Origin of the sequence: Streptomyces pseudovenezuelae (genome assembly GCF_029892565.1) — a bacterium.
Taxonomy (GTDB): domain Bacteria; phylum Actinomycetota; class Actinomycetes; order Streptomycetales; family Streptomycetaceae; genus Streptomyces; species Streptomyces pseudovenezuelae_A.
Genome location: NZ_JARXVH010000004.1, coordinates 427,955 through 444,855 on the forward strand (window position 1 = coordinate 427,955; position 16,901 = coordinate 444,855).

General features: G+C 71.2%; 13 protein-coding genes. 3 read left to right on the forward strand and 10 right to left on the reverse strand.

Annotated elements, in window-relative coordinates; translation table 11 throughout:
* Positions 1-355 precede the first annotated feature (355 nt).
* On the forward strand, positions 356-2,383 hold the full coding sequence (locus tag M2283_RS14760) for a glycosyltransferase family 2 protein (RefSeq protein WP_280876643.1): 2,028 nt from the start codon (positions 356-358) through the stop codon (positions 2,381-2,383).
* 56 nt (positions 2,384-2,439) lie between these two features.
* Positions 2,440-3,033: a dTDP-4-dehydrorhamnose 3,5-epimerase gene (gene rfbC, locus M2283_RS14765; protein WP_280876644.1), complete on the forward strand. Its 594-nt coding sequence runs from the start codon at positions 2,440-2,442 to the stop codon at positions 3,031-3,033.
* Positions 3,034-3,113: 80 nt separating this feature from the next.
* On the opposite strand, the gene M2283_RS14770 is transcribed toward rfbC, so the two are convergent.
* The 10 genes from M2283_RS14770 to M2283_RS14815 all read right to left on the reverse strand — a co-directional run bounded on the left by M2283_RS14770 (position 3,114) and on the right by M2283_RS14815 (position 15,712).
* Entirely contained in the window at positions 3,114-4,457 is a 1,344-nt protein-coding gene (locus M2283_RS14770) for an FG-GAP repeat domain-containing protein (protein WP_280876645.1), read from the reverse strand.
* 94 nt (positions 4,458-4,551) lie between these two features.
* On the reverse strand, positions 4,552-5,451 hold the full coding sequence (gene rfbD / locus M2283_RS14775; RefSeq protein ID WP_280876646.1) for a dTDP-4-dehydrorhamnose reductase: 900 nt from the start codon (positions 5,449-5,451) through the stop codon (positions 4,552-4,554).
* Positions 5,448-6,461, reverse strand: a complete 1,014-nt coding sequence (rfbB, locus tag M2283_RS14780; RefSeq protein ID WP_280876647.1) for a dTDP-glucose 4,6-dehydratase — start codon at positions 6,459-6,461, stop codon at positions 5,448-5,450. Before rfbB ends, rfbD begins: the two co-directional genes overlap by 4 nt.
* Positions 6,458-7,525: a glucose-1-phosphate thymidylyltransferase gene (locus M2283_RS14785; protein ID WP_280876648.1), complete on the reverse strand. Its 1,068-nt coding sequence runs from the start codon at positions 7,523-7,525 to the stop codon at positions 6,458-6,460. The genes rfbB and M2283_RS14785 overlap by 4 nt, the downstream gene beginning before the upstream one ends.
* A 188-nt stretch (positions 7,526-7,713) precedes the next feature.
* Positions 7,714-7,872: a hypothetical protein gene (locus M2283_RS14790; RefSeq protein ID WP_280876649.1), complete on the reverse strand. Its 159-nt coding sequence runs from the start codon at positions 7,870-7,872 to the stop codon at positions 7,714-7,716.
* A 141-nt stretch (positions 7,873-8,013) separates the two neighbouring features.
* Complete coding sequence (locus M2283_RS14795; RefSeq protein WP_280876650.1) at positions 8,014-8,421, reverse strand: hypothetical protein; 408 nt, start codon at positions 8,419-8,421, stop codon at positions 8,014-8,016.
* Positions 8,422-8,557: 136 nt separating this feature from the next.
* Positions 8,558-12,646, reverse strand: coding sequence for an Rne/Rng family ribonuclease (locus M2283_RS14800; protein ID WP_280876651.1), 4,089 nt, complete (start codon positions 12,644-12,646; stop codon positions 8,558-8,560).
* A gap of 273 nt (positions 12,647-12,919) precedes the next feature.
* Positions 12,920-13,684, reverse strand: coding sequence for a TIGR03936 family radical SAM-associated protein (locus M2283_RS14805; protein WP_280876652.1), 765 nt, complete (start codon positions 13,682-13,684; stop codon positions 12,920-12,922).
* Between the two features lie 48 nt (positions 13,685-13,732).
* Positions 13,733-14,782: a hypothetical protein gene (locus tag M2283_RS14810; protein WP_280876653.1), complete on the reverse strand. Its 1,050-nt coding sequence runs from the start codon at positions 14,780-14,782 to the stop codon at positions 13,733-13,735.
* Positions 14,783-14,839: 57 nt separating this feature from the next.
* Positions 14,840-15,712, reverse strand: coding sequence for a helix-turn-helix transcriptional regulator (locus M2283_RS14815; protein WP_280876654.1), 873 nt, complete (start codon positions 15,710-15,712; stop codon positions 14,840-14,842).
* A gap of 143 nt (positions 15,713-15,855) precedes the next feature.
* Here M2283_RS14815 and M2283_RS14820 point away from each other — a divergent pair, with 143 nt between their 5' ends.
* Positions 15,856-16,815 (forward strand): alpha/beta hydrolase, encoded by a 960-nt coding sequence (locus M2283_RS14820; protein WP_280876655.1) that lies wholly within the window; start codon positions 15,856-15,858, stop codon positions 16,813-16,815.
* Positions 16,816-16,901: the final 86 nt, after the last annotated feature.

The following is a 16,901-nucleotide window of genomic DNA, read 5'->3' on the forward strand; positions in this document are numbered from 1 at the left end:
TCTTTCGCTCGGAGAACGGCACCCCCGCAGGCCAGCAGTCCGGTACGAACACGGACAGCCTCTCCCGGTCGCCGAGGCGTCCGGAAGGTAAGAGGTTTACGGGGATGTGGCATGCCTCTGTTCTGACACGCCGACGGTCTAGGCTACGGGCCCGCTCGCGGCCTGGTCAAACCGGGCCAGGTCCGCCCCGGGACCGCCCGGGATCCGACGCGGAACCGGAGGGTCGGAATCCCCCTCTTGTACCCCAAAGCGCTGCGGCTACTCTGTGACTCCAGCCATACACATCTTGGCCACCGCACGTCCACGTGAGAGCCACTACCCGCAGGGCTACCCGACAGGAGAACAGGTTCCCCAGATGCCGACCAAGGTGAGCGTCATCATCCCGGTGTACAACCCGGGAAAGTACATTCAGCCCTGCATCGACTCACTGTTGAAGCAGACCCTCTCCGTCGACGAGTTCGAAGTCATCTTCGTCGATGACGGGTCCACCGACGACACCCCCGCCGAACTGGATTCCCTTGCCGCGCAGCACCCGCATTTCCGGGTCGTCCACATACCGAATTCGGGTTGGCCGGGCAAGCCGCGGAACATCGGCGTGGGAGAGGCGAAGGGCGAGTACGTCCAGTTCGTCGACCAGGACGACTACCTGGCCTCCGACGCGCTGCGGCGACTGTACGAGATGGGTCACCGCAACGGGTCGGACATCGTCATCGGCAAGGTGGCCAGCAACTTCCGCGGTGTGCCGCACGGGGTCTTCCGGGTCGACCGGGAGAAGTGCACCATCCATGACGCGCCCCTGTACGACAGCCTCACGCCGCACAAGATGTTCCGCACCGAGTTTCTCCGCGAGAACAACATCGCCTATCCCGAGGGAAAGCGGCGGCTGGAGGACCAGCTCTACATGATGGAGACGTACTTCCCCGCGAAGGTCGTCTCCATTCTCGGCAGCTACACCTGCTACTACTACTCGAAGCGCGACGACGGAAAGAACGCGGGCTCCACCAGGCCGGTTCCCTCCGGCTATTACGGAAACCTCCGCGAGGTCCTCGACGTCGTCATCGCCAACACCGAGCCCGGTGAATTCCGGGACATGCTGCTGCGGCGCTTCTACCGGGTGGAGATGCTCGGCCGGATCAGCGAGCCCAACGTCCTGAAGTACGAGCAGGCCTACCTCGACGAGATGGTCGACGCCATCCAGCCGCTGGCCAAGGACTTCATGGGCGACGGCGTGCACGACGGGCTCGGCGCGATCTCCCGCATCCGCTCCACGCTGCTGCGCCGCGACGACCGCCAGGGCCTGCTGCGGCTCGCCGAGTTCGCCCGCGGGGTCAAGGGCACGGCCCGCCTCGAAGACGTCAAGTGGAAGCCGAACGGCAAGCTGGCCGTCACGGTCACCGCCCGGCTGCTCCAGGGCGAGGACGGCGAGCCGCTCAAGGTGCTGCGCCGCGACGGCCGCTTCTACCTGCACCCCGAGTACACCGACGGGCTGCTGGGAGAGGGCGAACTGGTCGACGTCACCGCCGAGTTGGACGAGTACAAGGCCGAGATGTCGCTGCGCAACCGCGAGACGGCCGTCGAGTGGCCCTGCGCGATGGAGTTCACCTCCGCCGTCGAGGAACTGGGCGACGGCGCCTGCGAGGTGGTCCTGAGCGGCACCGGTCAGGTCAACCCGCAGGGCGCCAAGGGCCGTGGTCCCGTCTCGCGCGGCTTCTGGGACGTGTGGGTCCCGGTGCGCGGTCTCGGTCTGGTCCGCAAGGCCCGGCTGGGTGCCGACCGCGCGCCGCAGGTCGACGCGGAGTGCCGCCCGGCGCTGCTCGGCTCCCCGGCCCGCCCGGTCATCCCGTACTTCACCGACCCGCACGGCAACCTCACGCTCGACGTGGCCCGCCGCAGCAAGAGGCTGGTGGAGTACCTGGAGGGCCGTCCGGTGCTCCGGATGCCCGGCAGCCGGCCGGAGCTGCGGCTCGACGTGTTCGCCCGTCCGGCGACCGCGCCGCTGAAGACGGAGCTGGTGCTGACCGCCGACGGCGGCCGGACGCACGTGATGCCGGCCGAGGTCGTCCCGATAGAGGGCCGCAGCCACCTCGTCCTGCCCGAGCGCGTGACGGCGCCCGCCGGACGCTGGCAGGCCTCCGTGCGGCTGGACGGAGACAAGAACCCCGCCCTCGACCTCTGCAAGGTCACCGTCAACGGCGGCGGGCGACTGCGGCTCGGCACGGAACTCCCGGTCGTGGACCCGGAATTGGTGCGCGCGACGGTGGTCAGGCGCCGCAAGGCGACCGTACGCCGCAGGCTGCGCGCCGTCGGCGGCCCGATCGTGCGCCGGCTCCCCTCCTCCGCCCGCAAGAAGGTCCGCCGGCTGGCGGCGAAGTTCGTCGGCTGACCACGCCCACACCCCGGACACACGGCACGACTCAGCACACCAAGGATGTGAACGACATGAGGCAGCTCGGCATCGCCGGCGCCTGGATCCACGAGCCGAAGGTCTTCCCGGACGCGCGCGGCAGCTTCCACGAGTGGTTCAAGGGGCCGGACTTCGCCGAGGCCACGGGCCACCGGCTGAACCTGGCCCAGGCCAACTGCTCGGTCTCCAGCCGCGGCACCCTGCGCGGCGTCCACTTCGCCGACGTACCGCCCAGCCAGGCCAAGTATGTGAAGTGCGTGCGCGGCGCGATCCTGGACGTCATCGTCGACATCCGTACCGGCTCCCCCACCTACAAGCAGTGGGAGGCCGTACGGCTCGACGACGTGGACCACCACTCCGTCTACCTCTCCGAGGGACTCGGGCACGCCTTCATGGCGCTGACCGACGACGCGACCGTGGTCTACCTGTGCTCCGAGGGCTACGCCCCCGAACGCGAGCACGGTATCCACCCGCTCGACCCCGACCTGGCCATCGAGTGGCCGACGACGGTGGAGCCGGTCCTCTCCGAGAAGGACGCGGCCGCACCGACGCTGGCCGAGGCGCAGGCGCGGGGTCTGCTGCCGTCGTACGAGGCGTGCCAGGCGTACTACGCGGAGCTGCGCGGCTGAGCCGACGCACAAGAGGCGGCACACGAAGAGGGGTCCTCGCGGATGCGTCCGCGAGGACCCCTCTCGTCATTCCCCCTTGTTCATCCGATCGGCCGGAGGCCGCGCCCCGGCACCGTTACCTCCGGTCCGAGGTCCAGGTCGGTCGCCTTGATCGTGAGCATCGGTGAGGTGTCGACGCCGTCCGGTCCACCGCGCAGCACCCGGATCTCTCCCTGATCCTCGACCACCAGTTCGGCCGCCCGGTCGCGGTCGGTGTCGAGCAGCACGGCCGAGTCACCGGGCAGGGCCTGCGCCCCCTTGAGAGTGAGTCCCTCGGCACTCCCTCTCAGGACGAGGAGCTCCTGCTTCGTGCCCTTCTCGACCTCGGCCGAGAACACCACATCGGCGTACCCGTCCCCGTCCACGTCACCGACCGCGGGCCGGCCACCGAACGAGCAGAAGGAGAAGGGTCCTTGGACCGGCAGCCCCGCCGTCTCCGCCGTGAACCGCCGGCTTCGCACCGAGGGCCCTCCGTACAGCACATCCAACCGGCTGCCGCCCTCCGGAGGCATGGGGTCGCCCCGCATCTCGCAGGCGAGCCCCGCCACGACGTCGGCGTACCCGTCCTTGTCGATGTCCGCCGTCCTGAGCGAGGAGCCGTAGAAGTCCTCGCCCCGCTCGTCCGTGAGCCGCGGCCCCTTGGACAACTTCCCGCCCGCGGCGCCCCGGTACAGATAGGTGGCCTCCGCGACGGGTGACTCGTCCACCAGGATCCCCCAGGAGACCAGGAGATCGTCCTTGCCGTCCCCCGTGACGTCCCCGAGGGCGGCGGGCACCGCGTCGTAGTGCGCCGGGTCGCTGGGCGTCAGGTCGACGGAGACAGTGCTGTTCGGCACGCCCTTGCGGTCGAACGGCCCCAGAAGCACCCGTACGGCGTTGTCGTGGCTCCCGGCGCTCCCGGACAGGACCAGATCGGCGTGCCCGTCCCCGTCGACATCTCCGGTGAGCGGCGCGGAACCCGTCAGCCGGGCCGCGCCGGAGAGCCCCTTGCCGCTCCCCCAGACGACGAAGATGGTCCTCCGGCCCGCCTGGGTGACGAAGTCGGCCCGCCCGTCACCGTCGAGGTCGGCGCTGAGACTGCTGCTTGAGCTGCCGAAGCCGCCGCCCTCGCCCGCCTTGCCGAGCCCCAGCCCGTCCTGGGTGACGACCTGCCGCCCCTTGAGCCGCGGGCCCTGCGCGGAGCCGCGCAGGACGGCCGCGTATCCGGCGGCGTACTTCCCGTTCACGGTCGCGGTGGTGTCGGAGACGACGAGGTCGCCGTACCCGTCACCGTTGAAGTCGGCGTGGACCGAGGGGCCAGGTGCCGGCGGTTCGTCCGCTCCGCCCGACCCGCAGGCGGACAGCAGCAGTATCAGGACGGCGCCCGCGACATGCCTTGTCTTCATGTGCACTCGGACCTCCCGGCGCGGTCTTCGGTTGTACGACAGAGGGGCCCTTCGCCGACACGTACGTCCGCGAAGGGCCCCTCCGTCGTGATCGTCAACCCCGTTCGGCCTTCACGAGCGCGGGGAACGCCTCGGTCAGCGCCTCGCGCCAGTCGCGGATCGGCTCGATGCCGGCCGCCGCCCACCGGTCGTGGCCCAGCACGCTGTACGCGGGCCGGGGCGCGGGGCGCACGAAGGCCGCGCTCGTCGTGGGCCGGACCCGCTCCGGGTCGGCGCCGAGCCGCTCGAAGATGGCCCGGGTGAAGCCGTACCAGGTCGTCTCGCCGGAGCTGGTGCCGTGGTAGACGCCGGCCGGTGCGGTGCCGGCGAGGGCGCCCTGGCCCAGGCGGACCAGGCGCTCGGCGAGGTCGGCGGTCCAGGTGGGCTGGCCCCGCTGGTCGTCGACGACGTCGAGGGTGTCCTTGACGCCTTCGAGCTTGATCATCGTACGGACGAAGTTACCGCCGCCCGCGCCGTACAGCCAGGCCGTGCGCACGACGTAGCCGGTGTCCGGGAGGGTGTCGAGGACCGCGCGCTCGCCCGCGAGCTTGGTGCGGCCGTAGGCGCCGCGGGGCCCGGTGGGCGCGTCTTCGGGGTACGGCTTCTCGGCGTCGCCCGCGAACACGTAGTCCGTGGAGACCTGGAGGAGTACGGTCCCGTCGGCCGCGCACGCCTCGGCCAGGTGGCGAGCGCCGTCGCCGTTGACGCGCAGGGCCTCGCCTTCGCGGGACTCGGCGTCGTCGACGGCCGTCCAGGCGGCGCAGTTGACGACCACGGCGGGACGGTGTGCGGCCAGGGCCGTGCGCACCGAGGCCGGGTCGGTGAGGTCGAGGTCGGCGCGGCCGGCGGCGACCGCCGGGATGCCGTCGGCGGCGAGGCGGGCCAGGACGTCCTGGGCGAGCATGCCGCCGGCACCGGTGACCAGCCAGGTCTGCTTCTGCAGCGGAGGGGTCACAGCGCGGCCCGCTCCTTCAGCGGCTCCCACCAGGCGCGGTTGTCGCGGTACCACTGGACCGTCTCCGCGAGGCCCTGCTCGAAGCTCTTGCGCGGCTCGTAGCCGAGCTCCTCGCGGATCTTCGTGCAGTCGACGGAGTAGCGGCGGTCGTGGCCCTTGCGGTCCTCGACGTACTCGACGCTGGTCTCCCAGTCGGCGCCGCAGGCCTTGAGCAGCAGCCCGGTGAGCTCCTTGTTGGACAGCTCGGTCCCGCCACCGATGTTGTAGACCTCGCCGGCGCGACCCTTCGTCCGCACCAGCTCGATGCCCTGGACGTGGTCGTCGATGTGCAGCCAGTCGCGGACGTTGCCGCCGTCGCCGTACAGCGGGACCTTCTTGCCGTCGAGGAGGTTGGTCACGAAGAGCGGGATGACCTTCTCGGGGAAGTGGTGGTGCCCGTAGTTGTTGGAGCAGCGGGTGACACGGACGTCCAGGCCGTGGGTGCGGTGGTACGACAGCGCGATCAGATCGCTGGACGCCTTCGCCGAGGAATAGGGCGAGTTGGGCTCCAGCGGGTGCGTCTCGGGCCAGGAGCCCTCGTCGATCGAGCCGTAGACCTCGTCGGTGGAGATGTGCACGAAGGTCTTGATGCCGGCCCGGTGCGCCGCGTCGATCAGCGTGTGGGTGCCGACCACGTTGGTGCGTACGAACTCCGCGCCGCCGTCGATGGATCGGTCCACGTGCGACTCGGCCGCGAAGTGCACGACCTGGTCGTGCTCGGCCATCAGCTTGCCGACCAGCTCGGGGTCGCAGATGTCGCCCTGCACGAAGGCGAACCCCGGGTGCGCGCGCACCTCGTCGAGGTTGGCCGGGTTGCCGGCGTACGTCAGCTTGTCCAGCACGGTGACCGCGACATCGCCCGGGCCCTGGGGGCCGAGGACGGTGCGGACGTAGTGCGAGCCGATGAACCCGGCACCGCCGGTCACCAGGATGCGGGTGGGAGAGGAGGAGGGGGCCGAAGGGACCGTCATGAAGAGATCTGCACCTTGCTGTGATCACCGAGCACGAGCCGGTGGGCCGACGGGTTGCGGGGCGCGGGCGTGACCTCGACGTCGCGCCCGATGAGCGAGGCCTCCACGCGGCGCACGCCGGTCACCGACGAACCGCGCAGGACGATGGAGTACTCGATCTCGCTGTCCTCGATCCTGCAGTCCTCGGAGACGGATGTGAAGGGGCCGATGTAGGCGTGGTTGACCACCGAGCCGGCGCCGATGATCGCGGGACCGACGATCCGGCTGCCGCTGACGGAGGCGCCCGCCTCTATCCGTACCCGGCCGATGATCTCGCTCTCCTCGTCGACCGTGCCGTCGATCTGCGGCTGCACGGTCTCCAGGACGGACCGGTTGACCTCCAGCATGTCGGTGACGTTGCCGGTGTCCTTCCAGTACCCGGAGATCGTGGTGGAGCGGACGTCACGCTTGTCGTCGATCAGCCACTGGATGGCGTGCGTGATCTCCAACTCGCCACGCCAGGAAGGCTCGATGGACCGCACGGCTTCATGCACGGCCGGAGTGAACAGATAGACACCGACGAGCGCCAGATCGCTCTTGGGCTCCTTCGGCTTCTCCTCCAGCCCCACCACCCGCCCGGCGGCGTCGAGTTCGGCGACACCGAAGGAGGTCGGGTTGGGAACCTTGGTCAACAGGATCTGCGCGTCGGGCCGTTCGGTACGGAACTCCTCCACCAGGCCCGTGATGCCGCCGACGATGAAGTTGTCACCGAGGTACATCACGAAGTCGTCGTCACCGAGGAAGTCCTGCGCGATGAGCACGGCGTGGGCCAGCCCGAGGGGCGCTTCCTGCGGAATGTAGGTGACCTCGATCCCGAACTGCGAGCCGTCACCGACGGCCTCCCGGATCTCCTCCGCGGTGTCCCCGACGACGATCCCGACCTCTCTGATCCCCGCCTCGGCGATCGCCTCCAGTCCATAGAACAGCACAGGCTTGTTCGCCACCGGCACCAGCTGCTTGGCAGAGGTGTGGGTGATCGGACGGAGGCGGGTACCCGCTCCTCCGGAGAGCACGAGAGCCTTCACGTGATAAATCCCCGTTTGTCTGAATTAAGCATCAATCTCGGTCACATCATAGCCGCGCTACAAGAAGGTAGATTCACCGCTCGTTCACATGGTTGCCTGCCGAAGGATGGTTCGTGGTCGAGGTCACCAGAAATGCGGACTCAAAACACCGCCAACGCTGTATTGGGCGCCGTCATTCCTATTCGGCCCTATGCGACGAGCAGCTCCGCCACCCGCCGGTACCGCTCGGACTGTGCCCTGGCCAGCTCCCACAGAGCGGTCGGACCGCCCGTCCGGAGCCGCTCCTCCGCCTCTTCCTGACGGGCCGGCTCGAAGTCGCCGAGCCGCGTGAAGGAGCCGAGGCGCACCTCGGCCGACCAGACGCGCCCTGCTGGCGGGCGAAGCCGCTGATGGTGTCCAGCGCGAACCCCGGCCGGCGACGTCGGCGGCCCACCGTCCGCTGAAGCGCCAAGGATGGACTGACGGGAGGAAACACCCGTCCTTCTCAGCTATTCGATCCTGGCACGTATGAGAGCGTCAGTGGCCCCGCGCAGGGCTGCCTTCAGCCTCTCTCGCCCGTCGCGCACCTGGTCGACCTTCTTGCCGGACGCCCGGTAGGCGGTTTCGAACGCGACCCATGCCTCGTAGGCCACAAGCAGCGCCTCGGAAGAGGCCCGGCTTCGTGCGAACTGTTGCCGAAAGCCCAAGGGCGGCTCGTGACTTCCCATCCACAGTTCGAGCCGGGCATGTTCAGCCATGTATCGCGCGGCAAGTTCGACCACGTCGTTGCCGACGATGTTGCTGCCGATCACCTGCACACCGAGATTGAGGGCGGGCGATGCCGTCGGCGCGCACAGCTGCTCGGGCACCTCGCTGGACGGCTGCGAACCCCTCAGCCACTCCCAGTCGCCTGTCACCACAACCTCCTTCGTCCCAGGCCCGTTTCCAGGAGCCGGCCTGCGATGTCCGCGTCCCCCGTCAGCGCTCAGCAAAGGCGACGGCCCGCCCGGTAGCAACCGGACGGGCCGTCAACCTCGTTGCGGAGTAAGCGCGTCAGTCCTCCGTAGAGACCGACACACCCGACGGGGACTGCTCCGCCGCCACCGTCTTCTTCGACGCGGACTTCTTGGCGGTGGCCGCCTTGGCCGCCTTCTTGACCGTCGCCTTCTTCGCGGCCGTCTTCTTGGCCGCGGTCTTCTTGGTGGCGGTCGCCTTGGCCGCGGCCTTCTTCGCCGTGGCCTTCTTGGCCGTCTTGCGGGCCGTCTTCTCGGCCGCCGGAGCCTCCGCGGACTCCTCGGCGGCGACCGGGGCCGGCGCCTCCGCCGACGGGACGACCATGACGGCCGCCTCCTCGGACGCGGTGGGCGCGGTGGCCTTGCGGACGGCGCGGCGGCGCGGGCGGGCCGGGGCAGCGGTCTCGACCGGCGCCTCGGGCTGCTCGGCCGCGGCGGGAGCCGCCTCCGGCTGCCGCTCGGGCGCCGTCTCGGTGACCGTCACCACGGAGGTCTCCGCTCCCGCGGGCGAACCGGCGGGCGCCGACACCTTGCGGGTGGCGCGACGACGGGTACGTCCCTTGGGCGCGGCCTCGTCGGCTGCGGGGGCCTCGGCCGGAACGACCGGGTCCGCCACGGCGGCGGGCTCGGCGAGCGCCTCGGCGGCCGACTCCGACCGCACCGGACGCTGAGCGGCGGCCTCGGCCGTCACGGACTGCGCCGTCGGCACCTCGGCCGCGGGCTGCTCCGCCCGGTACTCGTCGGACCTGTGCTCGTCCGACCTGTTCTCCCGGCGGGGCGCACCCGCCGGGGCCGACGCGCGTCGGCCGGCGCGGCGCCGCGAACGGCCGCTGCGGACCGCGGCCTCCGCCTCGGCGACGCTGCTGTACAGCTCCTCGTCGGGCGTGAACGCGGGTCCGTCGAGCGCGATCGGCTCGGCCACCTCGGCGGCGACCTCGGCCTCGGTCTCCTCGTGCGTGTCCACGGTGCCCGCGGACTCGTGCTCGTGCGTGTGCCCGTCGCCGCCGCGCCCGCGCTTCTTGCGCTTGCCGCCGCCACCGGCGGAGCTCGGCTGCTCCATGTGCACGATGACACCGCGGCCGTTGCAGTGGACGCAGGTCTCGGAGAAGGACTCCAGCAGACCCTGGCCGACCCGCTTGCGGGTCATCTGTACGAGGCCCAGCGAGGTCACCTCGGCGACCTGGTGCTTCGTACGGTCCCGGCCCAGGCACTCCAGCAGGCGCCGCAGCACCAGGTCCCGGTTGGACTCCAGGACCATGTCGATGAAGTCGATGACGATGATGCCGCCGAGGTCGCGCAGCCGCAGCTGGCGGACGATCTCCTCGGCCGCCTCCAGGTTGTTGCGCGTGACGGTCTCTTCGAGGTTGCCGCCCTGACCGGTGAACTTGCCGGTGTTGACGTCGACGACGACCATCGCCTCGGTCCGGTCGATCACCAGCGAACCGCCGCTGGGCAGCCAGACCTTGCGGTCCAGGGCCTTGGCGAGCTGCTCGTCGATCCGGTACGTGGCGAAGACGTCGACCTCGGAGGTCCACTTCGACAGCCGGTCGGCGAGGTCGGGGGCGACGTGCGAGACGTAGCCGTGGATGGTGTCCCACGCCTCGTCACCGCTGACGACGACCTTGGTGAAGTCCTCGTTGAAGATGTCGCGGACGACCCGGACGGTCATGTCCGGCTCGCCGTACAGGAGCGTCGGCGCGTTGGAGCTGCCGCCGTTCTTCGTCTTCTTCTGGATGTCCTCCCACTGACCCTGCAGCCGCTCGACATCGCGGCGCAGCTCGTCCTCGCTCGCGCCCTCGGCGGCGGTGCGCACGATGACGCCCGCGTCCTCGGGGACGATCTTCTTGAGGATGGTCTTCAGCCGGGCCCGCTCGGTGTCGGGCAGCTTGCGGCTGATGCCGGTCATGGAGCCCTCGGGGACGTACACGAGGTAGCGCCCGGGGAGGGAGACCTGGCTGGTGAGACGCGCGCCCTTGTGGCCGATCGGGTCCTTCGTCACCTGGACGAGCACGGACTGGCCGGACTTCAGGGCGGCCTCGATGCGGCGCGGCCCGTTGGCCATGCCCAGCGCCTCGAAGTTGACCTCACCGGCGTACAGGACGGCGTTGCGGCCCTTGCCGATGTCGATGAAGGCGGCCTCCATCGACGGCAGCACGTTCTGGACCTTGCCCAGGTAGACGTTGCCGACGTACGAGGTGGCCTGCTCCTTGTTGACGTAGTGCTCGACGAGCACGCCGTCCTCCAGGACGCCGATCTGCGTACGGTCGCCGTACTGGCGGACCACCATCACGCGCTCGACGGCCTCGCGGCGGGCCAGGAACTCGGCCTCGGTGATGATCGGGACGCGTCGGCGCCCCTGCTCACGGCCTTCGCGGCGGCGCTGCTTCTTGGCCTCCAGACGGGTCGAGCCCTTGATGGACTGCACCTCGTCGGACGGCTCGGACTGCTTGCGCGGCTCGCGCACCTTGACGACGGTGCGCTCCGGGTCGCCCTCGGTGGGCTCGATGTCCGTACCGCTGTCTCCGGCCCGGCGACGGCGCCGGCGACGACGACGGCTGCTGGAGCTGGAGCCACCGGACTCGCCGCCCTGCGCCTCGTCGTCGGACTCGTCGTCGTCCTCGTCGGTCTGCTCGTTGTCGTGCGCGGTGGCGGGCTCGTCGGACTCGTCCACGTCGTCCTCGCCACCGTTCTCGGCGGACTCGCCGCGACGACGGCGACGGCCGCCCCTGCGACGGCGCCGGCGCGAACCGGTGTCCTCGGAATCGTCGTCGTCGACGGCGTCCTCGGCCGACTCGTCGACCTCCTCCGGCTCGTCCTCGACGACGGGCTCGACGGTCCGCGTCACGGTCTCCTCGGCGACCGCGGCACCCCGGCCACGACGGCGGCGGCGCGGTGCGACGGGCGCTTCCTCGACGACTTCCTCGGCCTGCTCCTCGGGCTCGTCGACGTCCGTGGCCTCGGCAGCGGCCTGGGCCGCGGCACGCTCGGGCGTCTGGAACCTGGGCTCGGTGAACACGGGTGCCTGGAACACGGCGACCGCGGGTCGCGCGGGCCGGCGCGACGTCTCGTCCTCGCCCCCGGTCGCGTCGGCGACCGCCGCGGGCGCGGCGAACCCACCGGCGGCCTTACGGGCGGACCGTCGACGGGCACGACGGGGGGCGCCGTCCTCGTCGGCGGAAGCGGAAGCGGGGGCTTCGGCGGCGGGCGCCTCGGCGGAAACGGTCTCGGTGTCACGCCCGTTCACGGGCGCGGCCGCGGTCTCCACCGGCTCGGCCACCTCGTCGGTGCGGCCTTCGGCAGGCTCACCTGCGGCCGCGGTCACCCGGCGGGTGGCGCGACGGCGGGTACGACGGGGAGCGGCGTCCTCGTCAGTGGAGGCGGAACCGGCGTCGGCCTCGGCGGAGGCGGCAGGCGCCTCGACAGTCGCGTCAGCTACGTCGGCCTCGGCAGCGGCGTCCACATTCGGCGCACCGGCGGGCGCGGAAGCCCGGCGCGAGGCGCGACGGCGGGGACGACCGGCGTCCGGGGCCTCTTCGGCCGCAACCTCGGCGGCAACGGGAGTCTCATCGGCGGCGGGCGCCGCCGCGGTCGTGGCCGGCACCACCGTCTCGGCCGTCTCGGCGGCCACCGGCGCACCGGCGGGCGCGGACACCCGGCGGGTGGCACGACGGCGGGTACGGCGCGGAGCGGCGTCCTCGTCGGAGTCCGCCTCGTCGGCGCTCTCGGGCGCGGCCACTGCAGGTGCCTCGGCCGTCTCGACGACGGTCGCGGGCACCACGGTCTCGGCCGCCTCGGCCGCCACCGGCGCACCGGCGGGCGCGGAGGCCCGACGGGTCGCACGACGACGCGGACGAGCAGCGGGCGCGGCTTCCTCCACGGCGGCTTCCGCGACGGCAGCCTCGTCCGTGTCTTCGGTCTCCTCGGTCGCCGCTACCTCAAGGGTCTCGTCGACCTTCTCGTCGTCCTCGGCCGGTATGGCCGGCGCGACAACGTCTTCCGGAGCCTCGGCGGCACCGCCGACCGGCGGACCTGCGGGTCGGGAAGCGGCACGGCGCCGACGACGCGGCGGCAGTGTGTCGCTGGGGGTGTTCTGTTCGGAACCCTCGGTGGGTTCGGTCGGTTCGAGCATGCGGGCGTTTCTCCCGTCAGGCTCCCGGGCGCCGCACCTGGTCCGGTGTCGATGGCATCGACCACCGCTGACGTCCGCGGCTCGCGCGATGCGCGGTGCCGCCGTCCGGGGCGCGGGCGCCGCACGGGAACTCTCTAGTGTCCTGTCTCGCCGGTTCCGTACGCCATGTTGCGTACGGCCTGGCGAAAGTCTTGTGGTCAGTGCACTGCCCGACCCAGGTGGCTCCCGAGTACGAGGGCGGCGCTACGACGTCCGTCCTTCGCGGGACCTTCCTTACACCGGCGCCTTCGCGGTGGCAGCGGAATCGGCCGTGGTTACAGCCGTCGCAGCCTCGCGGTCGGGCGCGAGCGGGTCGGTCACCGTGCCGGTCTCTTCATCGAGCAGCCCCTGCGCCAGCCTGGTCACCGCTGCGGGGACCGGCGGCGCCAGGTCGGCCACGGCGCGGAGACCGGACAGGACGTCGTCGGGTCGTACGGCAGGCGTCACGTGCCGAACAACCAGCCGCAGTATCGCACAGGGCTGGTCCGTCGGCCTATCAGCCTGCGAAGTGTGCGTTTCCAAGTGTACGACCGCGGAGCGGGCGTCGAAGGTTCGAACACCGTTCTTGGTCATGCGCTGGACCTCGACGGCACCGGCGGCATTGAACGCAACGACGGCCCGCTCGACCTCCGCCGGATCCGCACCGTCCAGCCGCAGCTCCCACACGGAGGCCGTGAGCCGGTCCGCGAGCCCGGAGGTCCGGGCCTCGACCGCGTCCACGACATCGAGTCCGGTGGGCATCGACTCGTCCAGCAGCGCTCTCAGTTTCTCCGGATCGCGCGCGGCGGTGAGCGCGATCTCCAGGTACTCCGCCTCACTGCCCGTGCCGGTGGGTGCGGCATTGGCGTACGACACCTTCGGATGCGGTGTGAACCCCGCCGAGTAGGCCATCGGCACCTCGGCACGGCGCAACGCACGCTCGAAGGCGCGCTGGAAGTCACGATGGCTGGTGAACCGGAGGCGGCCGCGCTTGGTGTAGCGCAGTCGGATGCGCTGCACCGCAGGTGCGGGCGGTGGGCCTTCGGGCTGTCGCTTGCCCAGTGTCGTTCAGTCCTTCGTGAGTGCGGTCGTACTGCTACCTAGAGTACGTGTCTCGGGCCCCGACGGTTCCCGACGGCCGACCGCCTCGACGGGCGCGGGCTCTCCGAAGAGCATCCGCCGGAAGTCGGCCCGCGCCTGCCGCACGGACTCGCGGGCGGCGGCCAGCGCCTCCCTGCCGGCCCGCCCCACCGTGCGCGCGACCTCGGCGACGGGCCGCACCACGGCGTCCCGGACGACGTGCCCGACCGGCGTCAGCACCGTCCGGTACACCCACCGCACGGGCTCGACGAAGATCCACCGGAAGAGGGTGCCAAGGAACCGTCCGACGGCGAGCGAGATCCGGGACGCGACCCGCCACGCGTGCCCGACCGCGTCCGCCACCTCGCGCCCGACGACGGCGAGCGCCCGCCCTACGGGCACGAACACCCACCGCCACAACGCCAGCGCGGGCAGAACGAGCAGCACGCGCGCGATCCAGTACAGCCCGACGCCGATCCCGGACAGGCCGACGCCGATCCCGGTGACGATCGTGCTCGCGACCCACGCGAGCCCCTTGGCGCACCACACCACCGCCCGCCCCAACGGCGTGAGAACCCACACCACGCCATGGAGGACCCACACCACGCCGTGCCCGAGAGGCGTGAGCACGCGTGCGTACACCCACACCAGTCCGTCCCCGAAGCTCCGCACGGCCCAGACCAGGCCATGCCCCACCGGCGTCAGCACCGACCGGTACAGCCACACCAGCGGCACGACGACCAGGACACCGAACAGCCACCCGAGCGCCTTCCCCAGAGGCACGACCCCGTACCGCCACAGCCCCACGAACGGCCAGACGAAGACGGCCCGCGCGAGCCACCCCAGGGCTCGCCCCACCGGCCGGAACACCGTGTCCGTCAGGAACCGCCAGGCGACCACGAGCGCGTCCCACACCATCCGCACCGGCACGATCAGCACGAGCGCGACGATCCGCACGGGCAGGCGTATCGCCACGACGAGACACCCCTCGGGCGTCTGCCGGGCGGGCCGGTCGGCGGGAGATTTCTCCAGGTCCATACCGACGTAGACGCACTGGCCCCTATTACGGATGCGCGCGTCGGCCGGTCCGGCTGCTCACGGTTTGGTGTCGGTGCGTGTCGAGGACCACTGCAGCAGGAAGCGCAGGGCCTCGTAGGAGGGCGAGTCGGGTTGTGCCGTGTAGGCGACCAGTTGCTGGTCGGGATGGGTGTCGACGGAGAACTGCTGGACGTCGAGGGTGAGCGTGCCGGCGACGGGGTGGACGTAGACCTTGGTGAGCCGGCGCGGCCCGCGCACCTGGTGGGTGGCCCACCAGACGCGGAAGTCCGGGTCGCGGACGCCGAGTTCACCGACCAGCGCGGCCAACGCGGGGTCGTCCGGGGTGCGTCCGGCCTCCATGCGCAGCACGGCGACGCATTCACGGGCGGCCCGCGGCCAGTCCCCGTACAGGGCCCGGAAGTCGTCGTCGAGGAAGGTCAGCCGGATCAGGTTGCGCTCGGGCAGGGGCACTCCACCGAAGTCGGTCAGCAGGGCGGCTGCCCCGCGGTTCCAGGCGAGCACGTCCATCCGCCGGTTCAGAACCATCGCGGGTACGTCGGGCATGGTGTCCAGCAACTGCCGCAGCCGGGGCGCCACTTCCGTACGGGCGGCCCGCCGCCGCACGGGCCCCGCGGCGGAGACATCGGTGAGATCCGCGACGGCGAACAGGTAGTCCCGTTCGTCCGGAGCGAGCCGCAGGGCCTCGGCGAGCGCGTCGAGCACCGGCCGCGAGACCCGCCGGGTACGCCCCTGCTCCAGCCGTACGACGTAGTCGACACTGACGTGCGCGAGCTGGGCCAACTCCTCCCGCCGCAGCCCCGGCACCCGCCGCAACCGCCCGTCGTCCGGCATCCCCGCCTCGCGCGGATCGAGGGCGGCACGACGGGAGCGCAGGAAGGCGCCGAGCTCGTTGCCAGGGAGTTCCACCATGGGTCCAGTGTCCGCGCGATCGGTCCCGTGTGCCTGGTACTGGCTTGCATAGGCAGGGTCGTCCCTGGCACCGGGGTGCCGCCCGGCGCGACGGTGAATGACGAAGCCACCGTTTCGACGCGACCGAAAGAGCAGGACACCCCATGCGAACGGACCCCATGCGAACGGACGTCACCTTCCTCAGCGCGGGCCTGAAGATCGCCGCCCACCTCTACACCCCCGGCTCCGCCCCCTCCCCCGCCGGCGATACACCCACCCCCCTCCCGGCGATCGTCGTCGGCCATCCCGGCAGCGGCGTGAAGGAACAGGCGGCGGGCCTGTACGCACGCCGTCTCGCCGAGCAGGGCTTTGTCACCCTGGCCTTCGACGCGGCCCACCAGGGCGAGAGCGAGGGCGAGCCGCGCAGCCTGGAGAACCCGGCCCAGCGGGTCGAGGACCTCAAGGCCGCGGTCTCCTACCTCACCACCCGCGCCGACGTGGCCCCCGACCGCATCGGCGCCCTGGGCATCTGCGCCTCGGGCGGCTACGCCCTGACGGCCGCCGCCACCGACCAGCGCGTCCGGGCAATCGCCACGGTGAGCGCCGCGGACATCGCCCGTCAGTTCCGCCTGGGCGCGGACGGCGCCCAGGACCCGGCGGTCTTCCAGGGCATGCTGTCGGCGGCTGCAGCGGCCCGCACGGCGGAGGCGCACGGCGAGACCCTGCCGACCTTCCCCCTCTTCCCGGCCACCGAGGAGGAGGCCCGCAAGGCCGGCCCCCACGTGTACGAAGGCTGGGAGTACTACTGCACCCCCCGCGCCGCCCACCCCCGCTCGGCCAAGTCCCTGACCTGGACGAGCGTCGACCATCTCGCCCTCTTCGACGCCTTCCACGCCCTCCCGCTCCTGTCCCGCCCCCTGCTCCTGATCGCCGGCCGCGAGGCGGTGACGTCCTGGATGAGCGGGGAGGCCTTCCAGAAGACGACGGGCCCGAAGGAACTCCACTGGATCGAGGGGGCGACGCATGTCGACCTGTACGACAAGGACGGCCCGGTCACAGAGGCGGTCACGGAACTGACGAGGTTCTACGGAACCCACTTGTCCCACTTGGCGCCGATCGCCTAGCGCGGGAGCCTCCCGGCGGGCCCTCCAGGAGTTCGACGATCTTCCTGTACCGGCCGAAGGACGCCCCTCACGTCGACCACCTTGCC